The organism is Aeromonas sp. FDAARGOS 1415 (genome assembly GCF_019048365.1).
In the GTDB taxonomy this organism is placed as follows: Bacteria; Pseudomonadota; Gammaproteobacteria; order Enterobacterales; family Aeromonadaceae; genus Aeromonas; species Aeromonas taiwanensis.
In genome coordinates this window covers 236,986-260,857 of the sequence record NZ_CP077363.1, presented here as the reverse complement: position 1 = coordinate 260,857, position 23,872 = coordinate 236,986, and the positions used below count along the sequence as shown (strand labels likewise).

21 protein-coding genes are annotated in these 23,872 nt (G+C 62.4%); 18 read left to right on the top strand and 3 right to left on the bottom strand.

Going from position 1 to position 23,872, the window contains the following annotated elements; all coding sequences use genetic code 11:
- Positions 1-46: 46 nt before the first annotated feature.
- The 15 genes from pyrH to accA all read left to right on the top strand — a co-directional run bounded on the left by pyrH (position 47) and on the right by accA (position 17,557).
- Complete coding sequence (gene pyrH, locus I6L45_RS01195; protein ID WP_043758712.1) at positions 47-781, top strand: UMP kinase; 735 nt, start codon at positions 47-49, stop codon at positions 779-781.
- Positions 782-874: 93 nt separating this feature from the next.
- Positions 875-1,432, top strand: coding sequence for a ribosome recycling factor (frr, locus tag I6L45_RS01190; protein ID WP_043758714.1), 558 nt, complete (start codon positions 875-877; stop codon positions 1,430-1,432).
- Between the two features lie 72 nt (positions 1,433-1,504).
- On the top strand, positions 1,505-2,281 hold the full coding sequence (gene uppS, locus I6L45_RS01185) for a polyprenyl diphosphate synthase (RefSeq protein ID WP_134695735.1): 777 nt from the start codon (positions 1,505-1,507) through the stop codon (positions 2,279-2,281).
- A 27-nt stretch (positions 2,282-2,308) separates the two neighbouring features.
- Positions 2,309-3,166: a phosphatidate cytidylyltransferase gene (locus I6L45_RS01180; RefSeq protein WP_216983219.1), complete on the top strand. Its 858-nt coding sequence runs from the start codon at positions 2,309-2,311 to the stop codon at positions 3,164-3,166.
- A 67-nt stretch (positions 3,167-3,233) separates the two neighbouring features.
- Positions 3,234-4,430 carry a 1-deoxy-D-xylulose-5-phosphate reductoisomerase gene (gene ispC, locus I6L45_RS01175; protein ID WP_216983218.1) on the top strand — a complete coding sequence of 399 codons (1,197 nt, stop codon included), beginning with the start codon at positions 3,234-3,236 and terminating at the stop codon, positions 4,428-4,430.
- Between the two features lie 52 nt (positions 4,431-4,482).
- On the top strand, positions 4,483-5,835 hold the full coding sequence (rseP, locus tag I6L45_RS01170; protein WP_216983217.1) for a sigma E protease regulator RseP: 1,353 nt from the start codon (positions 4,483-4,485) through the stop codon (positions 5,833-5,835).
- A 34-nt stretch (positions 5,836-5,869) separates the two neighbouring features.
- Entirely contained in the window at positions 5,870-8,293 is a 2,424-nt protein-coding gene (bamA, locus tag I6L45_RS01165) for an outer membrane protein assembly factor BamA (protein WP_043758723.1), read from the top strand.
- A 144-nt stretch (positions 8,294-8,437) separates the two neighbouring features.
- Positions 8,438-8,950 carry an OmpH family outer membrane protein gene (locus tag I6L45_RS01160; protein WP_043758725.1) on the top strand — a complete coding sequence of 171 codons (513 nt, stop codon included), beginning with the start codon at positions 8,438-8,440 and terminating at the stop codon, positions 8,948-8,950.
- A gap of 3 nt (positions 8,951-8,953) precedes the next feature.
- Positions 8,954-9,973 carry a UDP-3-O-(3-hydroxymyristoyl)glucosamine N-acyltransferase gene (gene lpxD / locus I6L45_RS01155; RefSeq protein WP_043758734.1) on the top strand — a complete coding sequence of 340 codons (1,020 nt, stop codon included), beginning with the start codon at positions 8,954-8,956 and terminating at the stop codon, positions 9,971-9,973.
- Between the two features lie 24 nt (positions 9,974-9,997).
- Entirely contained in the window at positions 9,998-10,459 is a 462-nt protein-coding gene (gene fabZ, locus I6L45_RS01150; RefSeq protein WP_010673414.1) for a 3-hydroxyacyl-ACP dehydratase FabZ, read from the top strand.
- 2 nt (positions 10,460-10,461) lie between these two features.
- On the top strand, positions 10,462-11,253 hold the full coding sequence (gene lpxA / locus I6L45_RS01145) for an acyl-ACP--UDP-N-acetylglucosamine O-acyltransferase (protein ID WP_081843632.1): 792 nt from the start codon (positions 10,462-10,464) through the stop codon (positions 11,251-11,253).
- Complete coding sequence (lpxB, locus tag I6L45_RS01140; RefSeq protein WP_043758728.1) at positions 11,246-12,385, top strand: lipid-A-disaccharide synthase; 1,140 nt, start codon at positions 11,246-11,248, stop codon at positions 12,383-12,385. The genes lpxA and lpxB overlap by 8 nt, the downstream gene beginning before the upstream one ends.
- A gap of 72 nt (positions 12,386-12,457) precedes the next feature.
- Entirely contained in the window at positions 12,458-13,048 is a 591-nt protein-coding gene (rnhB, locus tag I6L45_RS01135; RefSeq protein ID WP_216983216.1) for a ribonuclease HII, read from the top strand.
- Positions 13,049-13,110: 62 nt separating this feature from the next.
- On the top strand, positions 13,111-16,590 hold the full coding sequence (gene dnaE, locus I6L45_RS01130) for a DNA polymerase III subunit alpha (protein WP_216983215.1): 3,480 nt from the start codon (positions 13,111-13,113) through the stop codon (positions 16,588-16,590).
- 16 nt (positions 16,591-16,606) lie between these two features.
- Positions 16,607-17,557, top strand: coding sequence for an acetyl-CoA carboxylase carboxyl transferase subunit alpha (gene accA / locus I6L45_RS01125; RefSeq protein ID WP_216983214.1), 951 nt, complete (start codon positions 16,607-16,609; stop codon positions 17,555-17,557).
- Positions 17,558-17,627: 70 nt separating this feature from the next.
- Here the strand turns inward: accA and I6L45_RS01120 are convergent, their stop codons facing one another.
- Entirely contained in the window at positions 17,628-19,025 is a 1,398-nt protein-coding gene (locus I6L45_RS01120; RefSeq protein ID WP_216983213.1) for an MATE family efflux transporter, read from the bottom strand.
- A 100-nt stretch (positions 19,026-19,125) separates the two neighbouring features.
- Positions 19,126-20,034, bottom strand: a complete 909-nt coding sequence (locus I6L45_RS01115; protein WP_210548101.1) for a LysR family transcriptional regulator — start codon at positions 20,032-20,034, stop codon at positions 19,126-19,128.
- Here I6L45_RS01115 and I6L45_RS01110 point away from each other — a divergent pair.
- The 3 genes from I6L45_RS01110 (at position 20,033) to yjeH (ending at position 23,242) form a co-directional block, all read left to right on the top strand.
- A complete protein-coding gene (locus I6L45_RS01110; RefSeq protein ID WP_216983212.1) occupies positions 20,033-20,209 on the top strand; it encodes a hypothetical protein in 177 nt (58 codons plus the stop codon). The two genes, I6L45_RS01115 and I6L45_RS01110, sit on opposite strands and share 2 nt — an antisense overlap.
- A gap of 327 nt (positions 20,210-20,536) precedes the next feature.
- Positions 20,537-21,829 (top strand): HAAAP family serine/threonine permease, encoded by a 1,293-nt coding sequence (locus I6L45_RS01105; RefSeq protein ID WP_043758752.1) that lies wholly within the window; start codon positions 20,537-20,539, stop codon positions 21,827-21,829.
- A gap of 135 nt (positions 21,830-21,964) precedes the next feature.
- Complete coding sequence (yjeH, locus tag I6L45_RS01100) at positions 21,965-23,242, top strand: L-methionine/branched-chain amino acid transporter (protein WP_216983211.1); 1,278 nt, start codon at positions 21,965-21,967, stop codon at positions 23,240-23,242.
- A gap of 42 nt (positions 23,243-23,284) precedes the next feature.
- Here yjeH and I6L45_RS01095 read toward each other — a convergent pair whose 3' ends face one another.
- Entirely contained in the window at positions 23,285-23,824 is a 540-nt protein-coding gene (locus tag I6L45_RS01095) for a GNAT family N-acetyltransferase (RefSeq protein ID WP_216983210.1), read from the bottom strand.
- Positions 23,825-23,872: the final 48 nt, after the last annotated feature.

The following is a 23,872-nucleotide window of genomic DNA, read 5'->3' as shown; positions in this document are numbered from 1 at the left end:
GACCGCGACTTATGTCGCGGTCTTTATATGACCAGGAATCAGTGACATGAGTACCAATCCCAAGCCTGCATACAGACGTGTTCTTCTGAAGTTGAGTGGTGAAGCCCTGCAAGGATCCGAGGGTTTCGGCATTGATCCGGCGGTGCTGGAACGGATGGCCCAAGAGATCAAAGAGCTGGTTGAGCTGGGTGTTCAGGTCGGTCTGGTCATCGGCGGCGGCAACCTGTTCCGTGGTGCCGGTCTTGCCAAGGCGGGCATGAACCGCGTGGTGGGTGACCACATGGGCATGCTGGCGACCGTCATGAACGGCCTGGCCATGCGTGATGCCCTGCATCGTGCTTATGTGAATGCCCGCCTGATGTCTGCCATCTCCCTGCAGGGGGTCTGCGACTCCTACAGCTGGGCAGAGGCCATCAGCCAGCTGCGTGCCGGCAAGGTGGTGATCTTCTCCGCCGGTACCGGCAACCCCTTCTTTACCACCGACTCCGCGGCCTGCCTGCGCGGCATCGAGATCGAAGCCGACGTGGTGCTGAAAGCCACCAAGGTCGATGGTGTGTTCACCGACGATCCGGTCAAGAACCCGGATGCAGTGCTCTATCAGGAACTGAGTTATGATGAAGTTCTTGAAAAAGAACTCAAAGTGATGGATCTTGCTGCTTTTACCCTGGCCCGCGACCACGATCTGCCGATCCGGGTGTTCAACATGAACAAACCGGGCGCGCTGCGCCGGGTGATCATGGGCGAGCCGGAAGGTACCCTGATCCACCAGGGCAGCAAGTAAGGCAAGTGTGAGCCCTGCTCGCTTGTCCATTACGCCAGTCAACAAGATAGATACGGGCCGCCCGCCGGCTCGTTCGCCAAAAGGAAAACCACTGTGATCAACGAGATTAAAAACGACGCCAAGGACCGCATGGGCAAAAGCGTAGAGTCGCTCAAGACCCAGATGTCCAAGATCCGTACCGGCCGTGCTCACCCGAGCCTGCTCGACGGCATCCAGGTGGAGTATTACGGTGCTGCCACTCCTCTGAAGCAGTTGGCCAACGTGGTGGCAGAAGATGCCCGTACCCTCTCCATTTCCATTTTCGATCGCTCCATGATCCAGGCGGTGGAAAAAGCCATCCTGACCTCCGATCTGGGCCTGAACCCGTCCAGCAACGGCCAGACCCTGCGCGTGCCGCTGCCGCCGCTGACCGAAGAGCGTCGCCGCGATCTGACCAAGATCGTCCGTGCCGAAGCCGAAGGTGCCCGCGTCGCCATTCGTAACATCCGTCGCGATGCCAACGCCGATCTGAAGGCCCTGCTCAAAGACAAAGAGATCTCCGAAGACGACGACCGTCGTGCCCAGGAAGAGATCCAGAAGCTGACCGATACCTTCATCAAGCTGGTGGATGACGCCCTGGTTGCGAAGGAAAAGGAGCTAATGGAAATCTAAGCCTCCGACAGGTATATTACGAGCGCCGTGTAGTGCCCCTGCACGGCGCTTTTGTCTTTGTGGGAGAAATGAATGTCGCTTTTGGCTGCGCTTGGCGATAGCGCCGGCTCGTCCTTGCCTCGTCACGTCGCCATCATCATGGATGGCAATGGTCGCTGGGCCCAGAACCGCGGCAAGATGCGGGTCTCCGGTCACAAGGCGGGCGTGAAATCCGTGCGTGAGGCCGTGTCCTTTGCCGCCCGTGCCAAGATGGAGGCGCTGACCCTGTTTGCGTTTTCCAGTGAAAACTGGCGCCGCCCCGAGGGGGAGGTCAATGCCCTCATGGAGCTCTTCATGACAGTGCTGGGGCGTGAGGTACAAAAACTGCACGAAAACGGGATCCGTCTCAAGGTGATCGGCGATACCTCTCGTTTTAGTGAACGATTGCAGGCCAAGATCGCCAAGGCCGAGGCCCTGACCGCCGACAACCGGGGGCTGACCCTCAACATCGCCGCCAACTATGGCGGTCAGTGGGACATCGCCCAGGCGGCCCGCAAGCTGGCTCGGGCCGTGGCCGCAGGCGAGCTGGATGCCGAGGCGGTCGACGAGGCTGCACTGGGACGCGAGGTCTGCATGGCCGACCTGCCGCCGGTGGATCTGCTGATCCGCACCGGTGGTGATCATCGCATCAGCAACTTCGTGTTGTGGCAGCTTGCCTATGCGGAACTCTATTTTACCCCGGTCCTGTGGCCCGATTTCGACGAGGCCGAGTTCAGTGGGGCAGTTGCCTCCTTCGTTGCTCGCGAGCGTCGTTTCGGGTGTACGGGTGAACAGATCCGGGAATTGATCGCCGCGCAACAGACCGGCTAAACCCCGCTCCCAAGAGAGAGGTTTCTTTTGCTAAAACAACGAATTATTACAGCACTACTGTTAGTGCCCCTGGTGTTGGGGGCGCTGTTTTTCCTGCCATTGAAATTCTTTGCCCTGCTTGCTGCCCTGGTCTTCCTGTTGGCGAGCCGTGAGTGGAGTGCCTTCGTTTCTGCCCAGCCGCAGCAGTGGCTGCCGCTGGTGTTCTGCCTGTTGCTCGGAGCCAGCCTGTTCTGGGTGCCGGTGGAGCAACTCTGGATCCCCCAACTGCATCCGCTGGTGATGGGCGTGCTCTGGACTGCCGTCAGCTGGTGGCTGCTGGGGCTGCTGCTGGTGCTGCGCTACCCGCGCAGTGCCAGGCTGTGGCGAGAGTCCATCTGGCTCAAGTCCCTGTTCGGCCTGGTGACCCTGGTGCCCTTCTTCTGGTCCCTGGTGGCCATCCGTGGCTACAACTTCTACCACGACCCCATGATGGGGGCCTGGATCCTGCTGTTCGTGATGGGACTGGTCTGGGCGGCAGATTCTGGCGCGTATTTCTTCGGCAAGGCGTTCGGCAAGCACAAGCTGGCACCGTCCGTCAGCCCGGGCAAGACCATCGAAGGCATGCTGGGCGGCATGTTCACCGCCAGCCTTCTGGCCGTGGGCGTGACCTGGTTCATGGGGTTCGTGCCTGCCAAGATGGTGACCGTGCTGCTCTGCTCCCTGCTGGCGGTGCTGGCATCCGTACTCGGCGATCTCACCGAGAGTATGTTCAAGCGGGAGGCCGGCATCAAGGATTCCGGTACCCTGTTGCCAGGCCACGGCGGCATCCTGGATCGCATCGACAGCCTGACGGCGGCCCTGCCGGTGTTCCTGCTCAGCTACCTGTTGCTCGGTCAGGAGTTTTGATGCCTCGCGCACTGATGATCCCGGGAGCGTCCCGCTCCATCAGTCTGATACCCATTCAGGAGTCTTGATGCATAACCTGGTGATCCTGGGAGCGTCCGGCTCCATCGGTCAGAGCACCCTCAAGGTACTGCGACAAAATCCCGGGCGCTGGCAGGTGCTGGCGCTGACCGCGGCCCGCAGCGTGGACGCCATGCTGCGGGCCTGCCTCGAATTCTCTCCCCGCTTCGCCGTCATGGTGGACGAGGCGGCTGCCAGCGATCTGGCGGGCCGGCTCAAGGCCCATGGCTGCACCACCCGGGTGCTCTCAGGCCAGGCCGCCCTGTGCGACGTGGCCGCTCATCCCGAGGCACACAGCGTGATGGCGGCCATCGTCGGCGCGGCGGGTCTGGCGCCCACCATGGCTGCCGTGCGCGCCGGCAAGCGGATCCTGCTGGCCAACAAGGAGGCGCTGGTGATGTCCGGGGCCTTCTTTATGGAGGCGGTGCGCGCCCACGGTGCCGAGTTGCTGCCCATCGACAGTGAACACAACGCGATCTTCCAGTGTCTGCCCGAGGCCATCCAGCGCCAGCCGGGCTTTTGCGATCTGGCAGGCGCCGGCATCAGCAAGATCCTGCTGACCGGCTCCGGCGGCCCCTTCCGCTACACCGACATCGGCGAGCTGGCCCACGTCACCCCTGCCCAGGCGGTGGCGCATCCCAACTGGTCCATGGGGGCCAAGATCTCGGTGGACTCCGCCACCATGATGAACAAGGGGCTGGAGTACATAGAGGCGCGCTGGCTGTTCAATGCGGCGCCCGAACAGATCCAGGTGGTGATCCATCCCCAGTCGGTCATCCACTCCATGGTGCAGTACAAGGATGGCTCCGTCCTGGCCCAGCTTGGCAACCCGGACATGTGCACCCCCATCGCCCACGCGTTGGCTTACCCGGCCAGGATTGAGTCTGGCGTGGAACCTTTGGATTTCTTCAGTGTCGGAGAATTCAGCTTTATCCGGCCCGACTACGCGCGCTACCCCTGTCTGCAGCTTGCCATGACGGCCTGCCAGCAGGGGCAGGCGGCGACCACTTCCCTCAATGCCGCCAACGAAGAGGCCGTCGCGGCTTTTCTTGCAGAGCGGATTGGATTTATGGATATTGCCAGAGTCAACGAATCCGTCATGGCCGAGCTGGGCACGAGTGCCGCAGGCTCGCTGGCGGATCTCATCGCCCTGGACGGTACGGCCCGTGCCCGTGCCCAGCAACTGATAGAGGTACTTGCCCGATGAATGAACCGCGTTGGTGTGACGCCCCTCTTGCTGCCGTTGAGGTGACGCACTGATGGGCGGCGTGTTGTGGAATATCGGCGCCTTCATCGTCGCCCTCGGGCTGCTGGTGGCGGTGCATGAGTTCGGTCACTTCTGGGTCGCCCGTCGCTGCGGCGTCAAGGTGGAGCGCTTCTCCATCGGGTTTGGCAAGGCGATCTGGCGCCGGCTCGGCAAGGACGGTACCGAGTACGTGCTGGCGCTCATTCCCCTCGGTGGCTACGTCAAGATGCTGGATGGGCGGGTCGACGAGCTCAAGCCGGGCGAGGAGCAGTACGCCTTCAACCACAAGAGCGTCTGGGCACGAATGGCCATCGTCGCGGCCGGCCCCATGGCCAACTTTGTGTTCGCCCTGTTCGCCTTCTGGCTGATGTTCATGATCGGGGTGCCGAGCGTCAAGCCGGTGGTCGGCGAGGTGCGCCCCGCCTCCATCGTGGCTCAGGCCGGCATCGAGCCCGGCATGGAGATCGTCGGCGTCGGCGGCGAGGAGACAGGTGACTGGGAGAGCGTGACCTATGCCCTCATCAGCCACCTTGGCGATGATTCGGTCCAGCTCAAGCTCAAGGCGGCCAATACCAGCTACGCCGTGGACAAGACGCTCCAGCTCGAGGGCTGGACGTTCGATCCGGACAAGGAGTCCCCCATCGGGAGCCTCGGGATAGTGCCTCTCGGCGGCAAGGTGCTGCCCGTGGTGGAGGCCGTGGTACCGTCGAGCGCCAGCGAGAAGGCCGGTCTTCAGATAGGGGATCGCATCAAAGGGGTCGATGGACAAGCCATCACCGAATGGGCAGAGTTTGTCGAGCGGGTGCAGCAGTCGCCGGAACAGCAGATGCAGGTGACCGTCGAGCGGGCGGGCAGCGATATCACCCTGCCCCTGACCCCGGATGCCAAGAAAGTACGTGGCCAGCTGGTCGGCTTTGTGGGGTTGTCGCCGCAACTGGTTCCATTACCGGATGAGTATCGAACTCTGTTACAGTATGGGCCTTTACAGGCCTTGTGGCACGGGGTCCAGAAGACCTGGAGCCTGATCACCCTGACCTTCGACATGATAGGCAAGCTGATCGGTGGCATCGTCTCCCTGGACAATCTGAGCGGCCCCATCTCCATCGCCAAGGGGGCCGGCAGCAGCGCCGATTACGGGTTGGTCTATTTCCTCGGGTTCCTGGCACTCATCAGCGTCAACCTGGGGATCATCAACCTGTTTCCCCTGCCGGTACTGGATGGTGGCCACTTGGTCTATTTCCTCATCGAGGCGGTCACCGGCAAGCCGGTACCGGAAAAAATTCAGGAAGTTGGGTTCAGGATAGGCGCCGCCATTCTGATGTTACTGATGGGCATTGCGCTGTTTAATGATTTCGCTCGCCTCTGAGGCCAGAGCATCAACAAGGACACATAAGAACAAAATGGCTGTTAAAAAAGCATTGGTGTTGAGTTGCCTGCTGGGGGCTAGCTTCCTGGCTCAGGCTGCCCCGGCCTCTTTTGTGGTGCAAGACATTCAGGTCGAGGGCCTGCAACGGGTGACCCTGGGTGCCGCCCTGTTGAACCTGCCGGTGCGGGTAGGTGATTCCGTCGATTCCGTGGCGCTGGCGAACGCCATCAAGAAGCTCTATGCCTCAGGCAACTTCGAAGACGTCAAGGTCTATCGTGACGGTCAGGTGCTGCAGGTCGTGGTCAAGGAACGCCCGACCATCTCCAGCATCGAATTCTCCGGCAACAAGGACATCAAGGAAGAGCAGCTGACCCAGAGCCTGGAGTCCTCCGGCATCCGGGTCGGTGATCCCCTGGATCGCACCGTGCTGAGCTCCCTCGAGAAGGGGCTGGAAGATTTCTACTACGGCGTGGGCAAGTACTCCGCCAAGGTCAAGGCCATCGTCACCCCGCTGCCGCGCAACCGGGTCGACCTCAAGTTCACCTTCGTGGAAGGTCAGGCCGCCAAGATCCAGCAGATCAACATCGTCGGCAACAACGTCTTCCCGGAAGAGAAGCTGCTGGCCCAGCTCTCCCTCAAGGACGACGTGCCCTGGTGGAACTTCACCGGCGACCAGCGTTATCAGAAGCAGAAGCTGGCGGGTGACCTCGAAGTGCTGCGCTCCTACTACATGGACCGCGGCTACATCCGTTTCACCCAGGAGTCCACCCAGGTCTCCATGACCCCTGACAAGAAAGGGGTCTACGTCACCCTCAACATCAAGGAAGGGGATCAGTACAAGGTCTCCGGCGTCCAGCTCAAGGGCGACCTCATCGATCGCGGTGGCGACATGAAGGGGCTCATCCCCATCGAGGCCGGCAGCGTCTATTCCGCCAGCCAGGTGACCCACACCGAAGAGGTGCTCTCCAAGTTCCTCGGTCGTTACGGTTACGCCTATCCGAAAGTGGTCACTTTCCCCCAGATCAATGACCAGACCAAGGAAGTCGAGCTCATCGTCAACGTGGAGCCGGGTCCTCGCGTCTACGTGCGCAACATCAACTTCAGCGGCAACGTCACCACCAAGGACGAAGTGCTGCGTCGCGAGATGCGCCAGATGGAAGGCACCTGGCTCTCCTCCGACAACGTGGAGCAGTCCAAGACCCGTCTCAACCGCCTCGGCTTCTTCGAAACCGCAGAAGTGGATACCAAGCGGGTACCGGGCAGCGATGACCAGGTTGACCTCGACTTCAAGGTCAAGGAGCAGCCTGCCGGCTCCATCAACGCCGGTGTCGGCTACGGTACCGAGTCAGGCCTGAGCCTGCAGGCGGGCCTGCAGCAGGACAACTTCATGGGGACCGGCAAGAAGATCGGCATCAACGCCAGCACCAACGACTACTCGAAGAACATCGATCTGAGCTACAACGATCCCTACTTCACCGTCGATGGGGTCAGCCTGGGCGGCCGCCTCTACTACAACAAGTTCAGTGCGGCCGACGCCAACATCGTGGATTACGAGAACACCACCATCGGTTTCCGTCTCTCCAGCGGTTTCCCGGTCAACGAGAACAACCGTCTCGACTTCAGCCTCGGCTACGAGAACAACAAGCTCTCCCAGCCCAACCCCTATGTGCAGGTGGATGAGTTCTGGAAGGTGTATCAAGCCAACCTGGATGGCGACAACCGCATGGTGTTCAACACCGTCGACGTCACCGCCGGCTGGACCCGTTCCACCCTTAACAAGGGCCAGTTCCCGACTGCCGGTGACCGTCAGCGCGTGAATGCCAAGGTGACGGTGCCGGGCATGGATCTGCAGTACTTCAAGCTCAACGCCGAAGACTCCCATTACTTCCCGCTCGATGCGGACCACAAGTGGGTCATGCTGGCCAAGGCCCGCGCCTCCTACGGCAACGGTTATGGCAGCAACGGTGACTATGAGCACGTCCTGCCGTTCTTCGAGAACTACTATGCCGGTGGCTTTGACACCCTGCGCGGCTTCAAGAGCAACACAGTGGGTCCGAAGGCGCTCTACTACTACAACCTGGGCGGTAACGACGTGATCCAGGGTACCGACAGCTCGGTGGGGGGCAATGCCCTGGCGGTCGCCTCCTTCGAGATGATAGTGCCGACGCCGTTCGCCTCTGAAAGCTATCAGCCCCAGCTGCGGACCAGCTTCTTCGTCGATGCGGGTACCGTGTGGGACACCACCTTCGACTACAGCGATTACGAGAACCGTTGCTTCAGCGGCTGTAGCTATCTGATGGACTACTCCGACCCCAGCAACATCCGGGTGTCGACCGGCCTGTCGCTGCAGTGGCTCTCCCCCATGGGGCCCCTGGTGTTCGTGTTGGCGAAACCGATCAAGAAATACGAAGGGGACGATACCGAAGTCTTCTCCTTCAACATCGGCCGTACCTTCTAAAGGCGGATGACCCCCCGCTGCGGCGGGGGAAATATGATGGGTCACGCGCTGTGCGTGCCTCACCAGGTAACAAGACGGTCATGTGGATCGCTTGCACAATCAGGTAAATCAGGTAGCCCTCTACCGAGGGACCAAGGAGTTAGTGTGAATAAAGCGTTGAAAGTAGCTGGTTTGAGTTTTGCACTGATGGCTGCCGGCATGGGTTCCGCCTGGGCCGAGACCAAGATCGCCGTGGTCGACATGGCCGAAGTGTTCCAGAAGCTGCCCCAGCGTGAAGCCGTTGCCAAGAAGCTGAAAGGTGAATTCGAGCCGCGCATGCGCGAGCTGCAGAAGCTGGAGTCCGACGGTCAGGCACTGGTCGAGAAGTTCAAGAAGGACGAAGCCTTCATGAGCAACGAGCAGAAGAAGCAGAACCAGGAGAAGCTGGCCAAGCTGCAGATGGAGTTCAACCAGAAGCGCCAGGCATTCGAGCGTGACAATGGCCGTCGCCAGTCTGAAGAGCGCAACAAGATCCTGACCAAGGTACAGGCTGCCATCGACTCCATCGCCAAGAGCAATGGCTACGATCTGGTGCTGGAGCGCAACGCTGCCCCCTATGCCGCCAGCAAGCTGGACATCTCCGGCCAGGTTATTTCTCAGGTTAGCAAGAGCAACTAATTGATGGCATTTACTCTCGCACAGCTGGCCCAGCAACTGGGGGCCGAGGTCCATGGGGATGGGACCCGGGAAATTCGCAAGGTCGCGACACTGGAAAAAGCCGGGGAGGGGGAGATCGCCTTCCTGTCCAACAAAAAGTACCGGCATTTCCTGGAGCAGAGCAAGGCGACAGCCGTGCTCATCACCGAGGCAGACCTGCCGTTTTGCCCCACCAATGCCCTGGTGCTCAAAGACCCCTATGTGGGCTTTGCCCGGGTAGCCCAACTGCTGGACACCACGCCGCAGCCGGCCATGGATATCCATCCGAGCGCCGTCATCGCGGCGGACGTGCAACTGGGCGAGAGAGTGGCCATCGGTGCCAATGCGGTCATCGAATCCGGCGTGGTGCTGGGTGACGATGTCCGCATCGGTCCGGGCTGTTTCGTTGGCAAGAACACCCGACTGGGCGCGCGCTCCCGGTTGTGGGCCAATGTCACCCTCTATCACAACGTGACCCTGGGCACGGATTGTCTGGTGCAAGCCGGAACCGTGATCGGGGCCGACGGTTTTGGCTATGCCAACGAGCGTGGCGAGTGGATCAAGATCCCCCAGCTCGGTGGCGTGACCATCGGCAACCGGGTCGAGATCGGTGCCTGCACCACCATCGACCGCGGTGCGCTGGAAGATACCCGCATCGCCGACAACGTCATCATCGACAACCAGTGCCAGATCGCCCACAACGTCGAGATCGGCTACGGCACCGCCGTGGCGGGCTCCACCGTGATGGCCGGTAGTCTCAAGGTCGGCAAATACTGTATCATTGGCGGCGCCTCCGTCTTCAACGGGCACATGGAGATCTGCGACCAGGCTACCGTCACCGGTATGGCCATGGTCATGCGTCCCATCACCGAGCCCGGTATCTACTCTTCCGGCATCCCCCTGCAAACCAATAAAGAGTGGCGCAAGACCGCTGCCCGGGTGATGCGTATCGAAGAGATGCACAAGCGGTTGAGCAAGCTTGAGAAAAAGCTGGATCAAGAATAATCACGATTGGTATAGGGTACTGTTTTGACTACTGAAAAGAAGAGCCTGGGCATCCAGGAAATCATGGATCTGCTGCCCCACCGTTATCCGTTCCTGATGGTGGACAAGGTGGAAAATTACGAGATCAGCGATGAGCGCAAAACCCTGCGCGCCATCAAGAACGTCTCGTTCAACGAGCCGATCTTCCAGGGGCACTTCCCGGCCAAGCCGGTGTTCCCCGGCGTGCTGATCCTGGAAGCCATGGCCCAGGCCACCGGTATCCTGGCCTTTACCATGGTGGGCAAACCGTCCCCCAACGAGCTTTATTACTTTGCCTCCATCGACAACGCCCGCTTCAAGCGCCCTGTCGGACCTGGCGATCAGCTGGTGCTGGACGTAGAGTTCCTGAAGGAGCGCCGCGGCATTGCCAAGTTCACTGGTGTCGCCACCGTCGACGGTGAAGTGGTCTGTACTGCCGAACTGATGTGCGCCAAACGCGAGGTATAACCGTGATCGACCAGACTGCCATCATCCACGATACCGCCATCGTCCATGAGTCTGCCGTCATCGGTAAAGGGGTTGAAATCGGCCCCTTTTCCGTCATCGGTGCCGAGGTGGAAATCGGCGACAACACCTGGGTCAGCTCCCATGTGGTGATCAAGGGGCCGACCAGGATCGGTCGTGGCAACAAGATCTTCCAGCACACCTCCATCGGTGAGGATTGCCAGGACAAGAAGTACGCCGGCGAGCGCACCTTCCTCGAGATCGGCGACAACAACGTGTTTCGCGAGAACTGCACCGTGCACCGTGGCACCACCCAGGATCAGAGCCTGACCAAGGTGGGCAGCGGCAACCTGTTCATGGTCAACGTTCACGTGGCCCACGACTGCATCATCGGTGACAACTGCATCTTCGCGAACAACGCGACCCTGGCGGGCCATGTGCACATCGGCGACTTCGTGATCTTCGGCGGTCTGTCCGCCATTCACCAGTTCGGCCGCGTCGGCTCCCACGCCTTCGTCGGTGGCTGCGCCGCCCTCAACAAGGACGTGCCGCCTTACGTGATGGCCGCTGGCAACTACGCCAAGCCGTTCGGGGTCAACTCCGAGGGGCTGCGCCGCCGTGGCTTCACGCCTGAGGCGATCTCCGCCGTCAAGCGCGCCTACAAGGAGATCTTCCGCTCTGGCAAGACCATCGAAGAGGTGCTGCCGGTGCTGAGCGAGATGGCCCAGTCCGAGCCTGCCGTCCAGCTCTACGTCGATTTCCTCAAAGACAACGAGCGCGGGATCATCCGTGCCTAAGCCCATTCGCATCGGCATCGTCGCCGGAGAGGCCTCCGGCGACATCCTGGCCGCAGGGCTGGTGCGCGAACTGCAGCGTCGCTATCCGGACGCGCAGTTCGAGGGGATCGCCGGGCCGCGCATGCAGGCCCTGGGCGTCAAGGCGCTGTTCGAGATGGAGGAGCTCTCCGTCATGGGCATCGCCGAGGTGCTGGGCCGTCTGCCCCGCATCCTGCAGGTGCGCCGCGAACTGCTGCGCCACTTCATTGCCAATCCGCCCGATGTGTTCGTCGGCGTGGATGCACCGGATTTCAATATCGGGGTGGAGCTGAAACTGCGCCGCGCCGGTATCAAGACGGTCCACTATGTCAGCCCCTCCGTGTGGGCCTGGCGTCAGGGCCGCATTCACAAGATCAAGGCGGCCACCGACATGGTGCTCGCCTTCCTGCCGTTCGAGAAGGCCTTCTACGACCGCTTCGACGCTCCCTGCCGCTTCGTCGGCCACACCATGGCGGACGACATACCCCTGGTGCCGGATCAGGCGGCCGTGCGCAAGGAACTCGGCATCGATCCCGCCCGCCGCTGGCTGGCGGTGTTGCCGGGCAGCCGTCACGCCGAGGTAGACTTCATGTCGCCGGTCTTCCTTGAGGCCTGCAAGCACCTGACGGTGCACTGCCCGGATCTCGGCTTCATCGTGCCCCTGGTCAACCAGAAGCGGCGCGAGCAGTTCCTGGCCATCAAGGAAGAGATTGCGCCGGATCTCGACATGGTGCTGCTGGACGGCCAGGGTCGCGAGGCCATGATCGCCGCCGACGTGGTGATGCTCGCTTCCGGCACTGCGGCCCTCGAAGCCATGCTGGTGAAAAAACCCATGGTGGTGGGCTACAAGCTCAAACCCTTCAGCTACTGGCTGGCCCAGTGGCTGGTGAAGACGGACTATGTCTCCCTGCCCAATCTGCTGGCGGACAGGATGCTGGTACCCGAGCTCATCCAGCACGAGTGCACCCCGGCCAATCTGGTGGAAGAGGTAAGCAAGTTGCTGGAGCACGACAACAGTGAACTCATCGCCACCTTCACCAAGTTGCACGAGAAGATCCGCTGCAATGCCGACGTTCAGGCCGCCGAGGCGGTGGCCGCGCTGCTGGAACGCTAGCCGGCCCTGTGCGCCACGCGATATTGTGCTGACACTGGCCCTGCGGGGCCGGTTTTGATTCAAGGCTATGAGATGACGATCGATATTCCCGAAGACAAGCTGATTGCCGGGGTGGACGAGGTGGGCCGCGGCCCCCTGGTGGGTGACGTGGTCACCGCCGCGGTGATCCTGGATCCCGCCAATCCCATCGCCGGCCTTGCCGACTCCAAGAAGCTCTCCGAGAAGAAGCGGCTGGCCCTGTTCGACGAGATCCGGGAGAAGGCGCTGGCCTATGCCATCGGGCGCGCCAGCCCGGAAGAGATCGACGAGCTCAATATCCTGCACGCCACCATGCTGGCTATGCAGCGCGCCGTGGCGGGGCTCAGGGTCACGCCCGAGCTGGTCTTCATCGACGGCAACCGCTGCCCGGCTCTGCCAATGGAAGCGCGCGCCGTGGTCAAGGGGGACAGCCTGGTGGCCGCCATCAGCGCCGCCTCCATCCTCGCCAAGGTGACCCGGGACGCCGAGATGAGCGCGCTGGACGCCCGCCATCCGGAGTACGGCTTCGCCCGTCACAAGGGCTACCCTACGCCTGAGCACCTCGCCATCCTGGCCGAGCGCGGCCCCCTGCCCGAGTACCGGCAGAGCTTCAAACCGGTGCGCCGCGCCCTGGGGATCGAATAACCCATGCCACGCTGTCTGCATGACGACATTCGCGCCAGCTGGCGCCACGAGAGGGGATAACCATGGCTGACCCCCGTTTCATCCACCTGAGGGTGCACTCCGACTTCTCCATGGTCGACGGCCTGCAGAAGATCGGTCCCATCGTCTCGGCCGCCGCCGCCAACAACATGCCGGCCCTGGCCCTGACCGATCAGATGAACATGTGCGGCCTGGTGCGCTTCTACGGCTCTGCCCACGGCAAGGGGATCAAGCCCATCGTCGGGGCGGATTTCTGGGTGCAGAGCGACGAGCTAGGGGACGAGCAGTTCCGCCTCACCCTGCTGGCCATGGACAACGACGGCTACCAGAACATCACCCTGCTCATCTCCCGGGGCTATCAGCGCGGCCACGTGCAGGGGCGCCCCGTCATAGACAAGGCTTGGCTCGCCGAGCATGCCAAGGGGGTGATTGTGCTCTCCGGCGGTCGCGAGGGAGACGTGGGCAAGTTCCTGCTCAAGGGCAACCGCCAGATGGTGGAGCAGTGCCTCGCCTTCTACCAGGCCCACTTCCCCGACGCCTACTATCTCGAGCTGCTGCGCACCGGTCGCCCCGACGAGGAGGTCTACCTCCACATGGCGGTCGCCCTCGCGACCGAGTTTGCGCTGCCCGTGGTGGCCACCAACGAGGTGGTGTTCCTCGGGGCCGACGACTTTGACGCCCACGAGATCCGGGTGGCTATCCACGATGGCTACACCCTGATGGACAAGCGCCGCCCGCGCCGTTACAGCCCCCAGCAGTACCTGCGCAGCCAGGAAGAGATGTGCGAGCTGTTCGCCGACATCCCGGAGGCGCTGGAGAACACGGTGGAGATCGCCAAGCGCTGCAACGTGACGGTGCGCCTCGGTGAATACTTCCTGCCGAACTTCCCCACCGGCGACATGACCACCGAAGACTTCCTGGTCATGAAATCGAAAGAGGGCCTCGAGGAGCGCCTCGAGTTCCTGTTCCCGGATCCCGCGGTGCGTGCCGAGCGCCGGCCCGAGTACGACGATCGTCTCGACATCGAGCTCAAGGTGATCAACCAGATGGGCTTCCCGGGCTACTTCCTCATCGTGATGGAGTTTATCCAGTGGTCCAAGGACAACGGCATTCCCGTCGGTCCGGGCCGGGGCTCGGGGGCGGGCTCGCTGGTGGCCTACGCCCTCAAGATCACCGATCTGGATCCGCTGGAATTTGACCTCCTGTTCGAACGTTTCCTGAACCCCGAACGGGTATCCATGCCCGACTTCGACGTCGACTTCTGCATGGACAGGCGCGACGAGGTGATCGAACACGTCTCCGAGATGTACGGCCGGGAGGCGGTCTCCCAGATCATCACCTTCGGCAGCATGGCTGCCAAGGCGGTGGTGCGGGACGTAGGAAGGGTGCTGGGCCACGCCTACGGTTTCGTCGATCGCATCTCGAAACTCATTCCGCCGGACCCCGGCATGACGCTGGCCAAGGCGTTCGAGGCCGAGCCCAAGCTGCCGGAGCTCTACGAGCAGGACGAGGAGGTCAAGGACCTCATCGACATGGCGCGCCGCCTGGAAGGGGTGGTGCGCAACGCCGGCAAGCACGCCGGCGGCGTGGTCATCGCGCCCACCAAGATCACCGACTTCGCGCCCCTCTATTGCGACGACGAGGGACACCACCCGGTCACCCAGTTCGACAAGAACGACGTGGAGTACGCGGGTCTGGTGAAGTTCGACTTCCTGGGGCTTCGCACCCTCACCATCATCGACTGGGCGCTCGGCATGATAAACCCCCGTCTTGCCAAAGAGGGCAAGCCGCCGGTGGACATCGCCGCCATCCCCATCGATGACAAGAAGTCGTTCGCCCTGCTGCAGCGTTTCGAGACCACGGCGGTGTTCCAGCTCGAATCCCGCGGCATGAAGGACCTTATCAAACGCCTGCAGCCCGACTGCTTCGAAGACATGATCGCTCTGGTGGCCCTGTTCCGTCCGGGCCCGCTGCAGTCCGGCATGGTGGACAACTTCATCGACCGCAAGCACGGTAATGAGGCCATCTCCTATCCGGACGAGAAGTGGCAGCACGAGAGCCTTCAGCCCATCCTGGAGCCCACCTACGGCATCATTCTCTACCAGGAACAGGTGATGCAGATTGCCCAGACCCTGGCGGGCTACACCCTGGGGGGCGCGGACATGCTGCGCCGGGCCATGGGCAAGAAAAAACCCGAGGAGATGGCCAAGCAGCGGGCCGGCTTCGAGGAGGGCGCCATCAAGAACGGCGTCGACGGTGAGCTGGCGATGAAGATCTTCGACCTGGTGGAGAAATTCGCGGGTTACGGCTTCAACAAGTCCCACTCCGCCGCCTATGCCCTGGTCTCCTACCAGACCCTCTGGCTCAAGACCCACTTCCCGGCGGAGTTCATGGCGGCGGTCATGACCGCGGACATGGACAACACCGACAAGATAGTGACGCTAGTGGACGAGTGCCAGCGCATGGGGCTGACCGTCATTCCCCCTGACGTCAATACCGGCCGCTACCGCTTCAGCGTCAACGAGGACGGCCACATCGTCTACGGCATCGGCGCGGTGAAGGGGGTGGGGGAAGGCCCCATCGAGGCGATCCTGGAGGCGCGGGATCGGGACGGCCCGTTCCGCGACCTGTTCGATTTCTGCAACCGGGTCGACATCAAGAAGCTCAACAAGCGGGTGATGGAGAAGCTCATCCTCTCCGGCGCCATGGACAGGCTCGGCCCCCACCGCGCCGCCCTGATGGCGACCCTGGAGGAGGCGATGCGCGCCGCCGAGCAGCACGCCAAGGCCCAGGCGGTGGGGCAGGTCGACATGTTCGGCGTGCTCACCGAGGAGATCGACGACGTCAAGAAGGCGTTTGCCAACGTGCCGCACTGGCCCGACAAGGTGTGGCTGGAAGGAGAGCGGGAGACGCTGGGTTTGTACCTCACCGGTCACCCCATCAACCAGTACAGCGGCGAGCTGCGTCGCTACACCTCGGGCCGTCTGTGCGATCTGCATCCCACCTCCCGGGATACGGTGACCACGGCGGCGGGCCTGGTGATCGCGGCGCGCAGCATGGTGACCAAGCGTGGCAACAAGATGGGGATCTTCACCCTGGACGACAGATCCGGCCGTCTGGACGTGACCCTCTTCAGTGAAGCGCTGGAAAAATACGAAGAATTGATGCAAAAAGACCGTATTTTAGTGGTTTCTGGACAGGTCAGCGTTGATGACTTCTCCGGTGGCCTTAAAATGTCGGCCCGCGAATTGCTGGATATCAACGATGCGAGGGAGCGTTTTGCCAGGGCAATCCGTATTTCCCTCGATGAACAACGCATTGACGAGCGCTTTTTCCCGCGTTTGTGCGAGATTTTGGAGCCCGCCCGTGCCGGAGTCTGTCCGGTTCAGGTAAACTATCGTCGCCCCGGCTCCCGGGTGCGATTGACGCTCGGTACCGAGTGGCGGGTGACGCCCACCGATCAACTGATAGATGACTTGCGAGTCCTGCTTGGACGAGAGCGGGTTGAATTGGTTTTTGATTAGAGGATCTATTGTCCCTATGAGTCTTTTTCTGGATTTTGAACAGCCGATCGCCGAGTTGCAGGCACAGATCGATGAACTTCGCCATGTGAGCGAGCACAACAGTGCCGTGGATCTGAGCGAAGATATTCGCCGGCTGGAGAAGAAAAACGAAGAGCTGACCAAGAAGATCTTCGGCGATCTGGGTGCCTGGCAGGTGTCCCAGATGGCGCGTCATCCCCAGCGCCCCTATACCCTCGACTACATCGAGCAGATCTTCACCGACTTCGACGAGCTGGCCGGCGATCGCGCCTACGCCGATGACAAGGCTATCGTCGGCGGCATCGCCCGTCTGGACGGCGAGCCCGTGATGATCATCGGCCACCAGAAGGGTCGCGAGACCAAGGAGAAGATCAAGCGCAACTTCGGCATGCCGCGCCCAGAAGGGTACCGCAAGGCCCTGCGCCTGATGGAGATGGCCGAGCGCTTCAAGATGCCGATCATCACCTTCATCGACACCCCGGGTGCCTACCCGGGCGTGGGTGCCGAGGAGCGTGGCCAGTCCGAGGCCATCGCCCGCAACCTGAAAGTCATGGCCGGTCTGACCGTGCCGGTCGTCTGCACCGTGATCGGTGAGGGTGGCTCCGGCGGAGCCCTGGCCATCGGCGTGGGCGATCGCGTCAACATGCTGCAGTACTCCACCTACTCCGTTATCTCCCCGGAAGGCTGCGCCTCCATCCTGTGGAAGAGCGCCGAGAAGGCCTCGGTGGCGGCGGATGCCATGGGCATCACCGCCCAGCGCCTGAAAGAGCTCAAGCTCATCGACAACATCGTCGAGGAGCCCCTTGGCGGCGCCCACCGCGACGTGGAGAAGATGGCCCAGCACCTCAAGGCACGCATCAAGCAGGACCTCGATGCCCTGCGTCCCCTCGACAGCGAGCAGCTGTTGGAGCAGCGCTACCAGCGCCTGCTGGGTTACGGCTACTGCTAAGCCCGCTTCGCCCTCGTCAAAAGTCCCCGCTTGCGGGGACTTTTTTATGGGCGATCGTCTGGGGCCGGGGTCAGGAGGTCGCGGCCTGCGTCCTCATCCGGGCAGGGGAATGGCGCCTGGGGGCGACGGGGAGCAGAGCCCGCCACTCCCGCCACAGCAGCCAGCACAGGGGCGGGGTCAGTAGCAGTACGGTTGCGGGCTGGGCCACCAGGACGCCCTCGCGCCCCCACCAGAGGGGCAGCAGGAAGATGAGCGGCAGCAGCAGCACCGTCTTGGCCACCGAGAGGACGAGGGCCTGCCGGGTGCGGGCCATGGACTGCAGCAGCACGATGCCGAACATGATGATCCCCTCCAACGGAATGGCGCCAAGGTTGAGGGTCAGGCTGCTGATGGCAGCCGCCAGCAGCTCGCCATCCTGATCGCCGGTGTAGAGCATGGCCACCTGGCGCGGCAGCAGCTGGATCAGCAGCCAGACCGCCAGACCGTAAACGAGCGTGATCTTGAGCCCCATCTCCATCAGGAACTTCAGGTCGCGATGGCGTTTGGCGCCGGCCGCCTGGCTGACCAGGGGCTGGATGCCAAATGCCAGCCCCTGCAGGATGACGATGAACACCGCCTCGGTATAACCGGCCACGGTGAAACCCGCCAGATCCTTGACCGAGCCGTGCACCATCAGCTGGCTGTTGTGCAGCAGCAGCAGCAGACCCAGGTTGAACTGGGCGATGAGGCTGGGCAGCCCGGTGTACAGCAGGTTGGGCATGGCCGGCAAGTTGGGCACCAGCTGGCGCCACGCCAGACGCAGCCTGGCATGGCGGGTGAAGAAGTAGCCCAGACCGATGAGGCTGACCAGCCCCTCGGAGAGAAGAGTCGCCTGGGCCGTGCCGGTCAGGCCCAGCCCCAGTCGGCCCACCATGATGTAGTTCAGGAGGATGTTGAGCACGGCCCCGCCGCTCACCAGCACCATGGCGAGGCGGGGGCGGCCGTCGTTGCGCAGCAAGTAGGGGACCGCCAGATTGCTGGCCAGTAGCAGGGTGCCTCCCCCTATCCAGGTGAGGTAGTCGCTGGCCTGATACCAGGTCTCGGTGCCGGGGTCCATCCCCAGGGCCAGCAGGATGTCAGGGTGCCAGTGGTGCAGCAGCAGGGGGGCCACTGTCCCCAGCAAGAGCAGCAGCCAGAGCCCGTTGACCAGCGCCTGGCGCGCCCGATCGAGGTTCCTGGCGCCCTGCTGGAAGGAGATGGCGGTGGCCGCCCCCATGGCGATCATGGCCGCGAGGCCGATCAGCACCATGATGACCGGGTAGACCAGATTGATGCCGGCGAGGCCGGCGGCCCCCACGTAATGGCCGACGAAGATGCCGTCCACCAGGTAGTAGGCGCCGGAGACCAGCATGGCCATGATGGAGGGGAGGGCATAGCCCCAGAAACGGCGGGTCATGGCCCGCTGGCGTCGAATGAAATAGGCAGACATCGCTGTGCTTCTTTGGATCGAGGATAGAAGTCACAGTGTAAATTCACGTCATTTTATTGATAATCGGCCATTTGCTTGATGAATTGATGAGTACGATTCATCAGTAATGCCTCTGATAGTGGGCCTTCAGCATGTCGATGAGGGCACGCAACCCTTGTCCCAGCTGGTGCCGACCGGGATAGAAGAGGTTGAAGCCGGCGAAGGTGGGGCTCCACTCATCCAGAACAGCGACCAGCCGACCCGTCGCCAGGGCATCCTTTACCTCCCCCTCCTCGCAATAAGCCAGCCCGAGCCCCGCCTCTGCCGCCCCCAGATAGAGGGCCGGCGTGCTGGTGGTGAGGGGGCCCGCCACCTCTATCTCCAGCAATTCGCCGTTGGCGGCGAAGTCCCAGCGATAGTGATGATGGGGAGTGAGCCGATAGCCGATGCAGTCGTGCTGGCTCAGCTCCGAGGGGTGTCGGGGCGTGCCGCGCCTCGCCAGGTACGCGGGGGAGCCCACGACCAGATAACGCTGCGGGGGCCCGAGGGGCACGGCGATCATCTCCTGGGGCAGCAGATCCCCGTAGAAGAGGGCTGCGTCGAAACCGTCCTCGATGAGGCGGGGCATCAGCTCCTGCTCCACCACCTCCACCTGCATGCGCGGGTAGCGCACCAGATAGTCGATGAGCACCGGGGTCAGTATCTCCTGAATGGCGGCCCGGGGGGCACAGATCTTCAGCTTGCCCACTGGCTCGCCTGCGTGGTGCTTCAGCTCGTCCAGGGCCTCCTCCAGCTGTCCCAGGGTCGGCAGCAACTGTGCCAGCAGGCGCTCGCCAGCTTCAGTCGGCACGACAGCCCGAGTGCTGCGATTGAGCAGTCGTACCGCCAGGCGGCTCTCCAGCCCCTTCAGGGAGTGGCTCAGGGCCGAGGCAGAGACCCCGAGTTCGAGGGCGGCCTTGCTGAAACTGCGATGGCGGGCGACGGCGGCAAATACCGCCAGTTCGGCAAGATCGGTGCGAGAGATGGTCATGGTCGGCACGCAGGAAGAGGGCGAAAGGCAAGGGTACGTCAAGGGAGGACGGGAGACAATCGGCACGCAGGTAGCGGGGTTTGTAATGGGTTTGTTTCTGTTTTCCGAGGGCAAGGAGATGCCAAGAACAGTTTATTTGTTAAAAAAAAATCGCAATATGGCGATTGCAATGTGATCTAACGCGATTGAAAGGCGACTGCAATCAAACTTTGGTTGATTAATTCAAAAAAACGCTGTGATTAATAGGGCCTTTTAACTAGAGTCTGCTCATCGGATGAGGCGACCGTTGTCAGCTTGTTAACGACGGAAGGCGCCGCCATCAGGTTCAGGATTTCATGCCGCAGTATGTTGCAATTCGGTTGTCGCGGGACGCGATGGCCCCATTGCCCTGGCGTGAGAGCACAACCACAGGGATGAACAGCAGCAGTTCCAGGGACGCGGAACCGGCCAGATGGCCAATAAGCAACGAGATTCCACTTTCCTTGATGACAGGAACACCCCTATGTCTGACATGAACATTGCAGTTGAAGGCAGCTTAAGCAAAGCCTCCTCCCGTGGCATCAACAAGGCCGATGTGGTCTGGATGCTGGGTCTGTACGGTACCGCCATCGGTGCCGGTGTCCTCTTCCTGCCGATCAATGCCGGTGTAGGTGGCCTGTGGCCGCTGGTCGCCATGTTGATCCTGGCCCTGCCGCTGACCTTCTTCGCCCACCGCGGCCTGACCCGCTTCGTGCTGTCCGGCTCCACCCGTGATGGCGACATCACCGAGGTGGTGGAAGAGCACTTCGGCAAGACCGCAGGCAAGTTCATTACCCTGCTCTACTTCTTCGCCATCTACCCCATCCTGTTGATGTACTCGGTCGCCATCACCAACACCGTCGAGAGCCTGATGGTGCACCAGCTGGGCATGACTGCTCCTCCCCGTGCCATCCTCTCCCTGGCGCTGATCCTGGGTCTGATGGCCATCGTACGCCTCGGCGGTCAGGTCATCGTCAAGGCGATGAGCGTGCTGGTCTTCCCGTTCGTGCTGACCCTGATGGGCCTGGCGCTCTACCTGATCCCGCACTGGAACGGTGCCATCATCACCGAAGCACCGGCGCTGGGCGATGCCTTCAACGGCGACTTCCTCAAGACCCTGTGGCTGGCCATCCCGGTCATGGTGTTCTCCTTCAACCACTCCCCGATCATCTCCTCCTTCGCGGTGGACAACAAGGGTCGTTACGGTGAGAACGCCGAGAAGAAGTGCAGCAACATCCTGCTGGGCGCCCACGTCATGATGGTGATGACAGTGATGTTCTTCGTGTTCAGCTGCGTGCTGAGCCTCTCCCCGGCCGATCTGGCGGCCGCCAAGGAGCAGAACATCTCCATCCTCTCCTACCTGGCCAACCACTTCGACAACCCGGTGATCGCCACCGTGGCGCCGCTGATTGCCATGGTTGCCATCAGCAAGTCCTTCCTGGGTCACTACCTGGGTGCGCAAGAAGGCATGAACGGCCTGATGGCCAAGTCCCTGCGCGAGAAGGGCAAGAACGTCGACGTCAAGCAACTGAACAAGGTGACCGCGATCTTCATGATCCTGACCACCTGGGCCGTGGCTACCATCAACCCGAGCATCCTCGGCATGATTGAAGACCTGGGCGGCCCCATCATCGCGATGCTGCTGTTCCTGATGCCCATGTACGCCATCGCCAAGGTGCCGGCCATGCGCAAATATGCTGGCAACCTCAGCAACGGCTTCGTGACCCTCATCGGCCTCATCGCCATGTCCGGAATCCTCTACAAGCTGATTGCCTGATAACGCCGGTCAATCCGTTGAATGAAAAAGCCGCCTCGCCAGAGGCGGCTTTTTTGTTTGCGGCGCAGAGTGCTTAACAAAGGGGCGGGGGAGGCCTAACATGGCGGGATGTTTTTCTAGACAGGACAAAAGGATATGTCTGGGTTGAAAAAGGATCTCGGGCTCTGGCAGGGGATGGGACTGCTCGCCACCTCATTGCTCGGCACCGGGATCTTCGTGGTGCCGGCGACGGCCGCCTCCCTGGCGGGCGGGGCGTCCCTTTGGGCCTGGTTGCTGCTGATTGCGCTGGTGCTGCCCATCGCCTTTACCTTCGCCCGCCTCGGCCGTCGTTATCCCCACGCGGGAGGCGCCCCCCATCTGATTGGCCTTGCCTTTGGCAACGGCGCCGAGCGCTTCTCCGCCTTCCTGTTTCTGGCGGTGCTGCCGGTGGGCCTGCCCGCCGCCCTCACCATCGCCGCCGGTTTCTGGCACGCCCTGTTCGACATGGGGGAGTGGACCCTGTGGGGCATCCAGCTGCTCACCCTGCTCGGGGTCTTCCTGCTGGGGCTGCGCGGGGCGCGCTCCTCCGGCAACCTGCAACTGCTGATCGCGCTCGCGATCCTGGGGCTCACCCTGCTCATCTGGTTCAAGGGGGATCTGAGCTGGCACGATGCGGCCCGGCCGCTGCCGACGACGGACGAGTGGCCCGCCATGGGATCTGCGCTGGCGGTGATGTTCTGGTGTTTCGTCGGGCTCGAGGCCTTCGCCCACATGGGGGAGGAGTTCAAGCGGCCACAGCGGGACTATCCGCTGGCCCTGCTGGGCGGCGTGCTGCTGGCGGGGCTCATCTACTGGGTGCACTCCCTGGTGGTGCTCAAATATGGCCTCTACGGGGACGAGGCGACCAATGCCACCGCCATTCCGGCCCTGCTCTCCCTGCTGTTCGGCCCCACCGCCAAGTGGCTGGTGGCGGTGCTCGGCTACCTCTCCTGCTTCGCCAGCATCAACATCTACCTGCAAGGCTTCGCCCGGCTTATCTGGAGCATGGCGCGGGAGGGCAAGCTGCCCGCCTCCCTGGCCCGGCTTTCGGCCCGGGGCGCCCCTCTCCATGCCCTTGCCTGGGTGCTCGCCATCTGTTTCGTCTCCATCACCCTGATCCTCTGGCTGCGGTTGCCCCTCGACGAACTCATCCGCTACGCCAACGGCAACTTCGTGCTGGTCTACCTGCTCTGCATGGCGGCGGGCTGGCGCCTGCTCGGCGGGGTGGGCAAGGGGCTGGCGGGGGTGAGCGCTATGCTCTGCCTTGCCGTGCTGGTGGCCCTCGCCTCCCAGGTGCTCTATGCGGTGGCGCTGAGCGCGGGGTATGGTCTCTTCTCCCTGTGGCGACGCAGACGCCGCCGCACGTTGGTTGGCGACGTCTGCGCCATCAAGTAACCCCCGAAAAAAGCCCCGCAGTGCGGGGCTTTTTGTTGCCGTTCAGCGGCGGGCTGGCAGGTCGCTTCGCAAGATGGCGTAGTGGCGCAGGGAGATGAAACCATCCCCCTTGCGTTCGCACTCCCGCGCGGTGCCCTCGTAGTGAAAGCCGGCCCGCTCCAGCAGGCGGGCGGAGGGGAGGTTGGGCTCCTCCACCACCGCCAGCAACCGGTGCAGCGCTGTGGTGCGATAAGTGAGCGGCAGCCACAGTTGCAGCGCCGCGCTCATCACCCCCTTGCCCCAATGCTCGGGATAGAGCCAGTAGCCCAGCTCGGCCCGCCGGTGAGTGGGGTCGGCATCGTTGTAGCCAATGGCGCCGAGCGGCTCGCTGGTGCGCCGGTCGCGTACCAGGTGCCAGGCGCCACGGCCGGTGCGGGTCAGCTCGGCATACCAATCCATCTGGACCTGGCAGGCCGTCAGGCTGTCGTAGCTGACGCCGTAGTAGGCGACGACCCGCGGATCGGAGAGGCCGCGGTAGATGTGGGGCAGGTCAGCGTCGGTGACGGGATCGAGCCGGATCTCGGGAAACATTGAGTCAGTCATGATGGTTCCTTGCGGCCAGCCGTGGCTGGCCGCGTGAGTTGAGTGTTA

Excerpts from the sequence above, each read along its gene's own strand:
- uppS (WP_134695735.1), top strand. The coding sequence starts at position 1,505 with ATGTCGCTTTTGGCTGCGCTTGGCGATAGCGCCGGCTCGTCCTTGCCT.
- accA (WP_216983214.1), top strand. The coding sequence starts at position 16,607 with ATGAGTCTTTTTCTGGATTTTGAACAGCCGATCGCCGAGTTGCAGGCA.
- yjeH (WP_216983211.1), top strand. The coding sequence starts at position 21,965 with ATGTCTGGGTTGAAAAAGGATCTCGGGCTCTGGCAGGGGATGGGACTG.
- I6L45_RS01120 (WP_216983213.1), bottom strand. The coding sequence starts at position 19,025 with ATGTCTGCCTATTTCATTCGACGCCAGCGGGCCATGACCCGCCGTTTC.
- dnaE (WP_216983215.1), top strand. The coding sequence starts at position 13,111 with ATGGCTGACCCCCGTTTCATCCACCTGAGGGTGCACTCCGACTTCTCC.
- pyrH (WP_043758712.1), top strand. The coding sequence starts at position 47 with ATGAGTACCAATCCCAAGCCTGCATACAGACGTGTTCTTCTGAAGTTG.
- I6L45_RS01095 (WP_216983210.1), bottom strand. The coding sequence starts at position 23,824 with ATGACTGACTCAATGTTTCCCGAGATCCGGCTCGATCCCGTCACCGAC.
- rnhB (WP_216983216.1), top strand. The coding sequence starts at position 12,458 with ATGACGATCGATATTCCCGAAGACAAGCTGATTGCCGGGGTGGACGAG.
- ispC (WP_216983218.1), top strand. The coding sequence starts at position 3,234 with ATGCATAACCTGGTGATCCTGGGAGCGTCCGGCTCCATCGGTCAGAGC.
- rseP (WP_216983217.1), top strand. The coding sequence starts at position 4,483 with ATGGGCGGCGTGTTGTGGAATATCGGCGCCTTCATCGTCGCCCTCGGG.
- bamA (WP_043758723.1), top strand. The coding sequence starts at position 5,870 with ATGGCTGTTAAAAAAGCATTGGTGTTGAGTTGCCTGCTGGGGGCTAGC.
- I6L45_RS01105 (WP_043758752.1), top strand. The coding sequence starts at position 20,537 with ATGTCTGACATGAACATTGCAGTTGAAGGCAGCTTAAGCAAAGCCTCC.
- I6L45_RS01115 (WP_210548101.1), bottom strand. The coding sequence starts at position 20,034 with ATGACCATCTCTCGCACCGATCTTGCCGAACTGGCGGTATTTGCCGCC.
- I6L45_RS01110 (WP_216983212.1), top strand. The coding sequence starts at position 20,033 with ATGGTCGGCACGCAGGAAGAGGGCGAAAGGCAAGGGTACGTCAAGGGA.
- lpxD (WP_043758734.1), top strand. The coding sequence starts at position 8,954 with ATGGCATTTACTCTCGCACAGCTGGCCCAGCAACTGGGGGCCGAGGTC.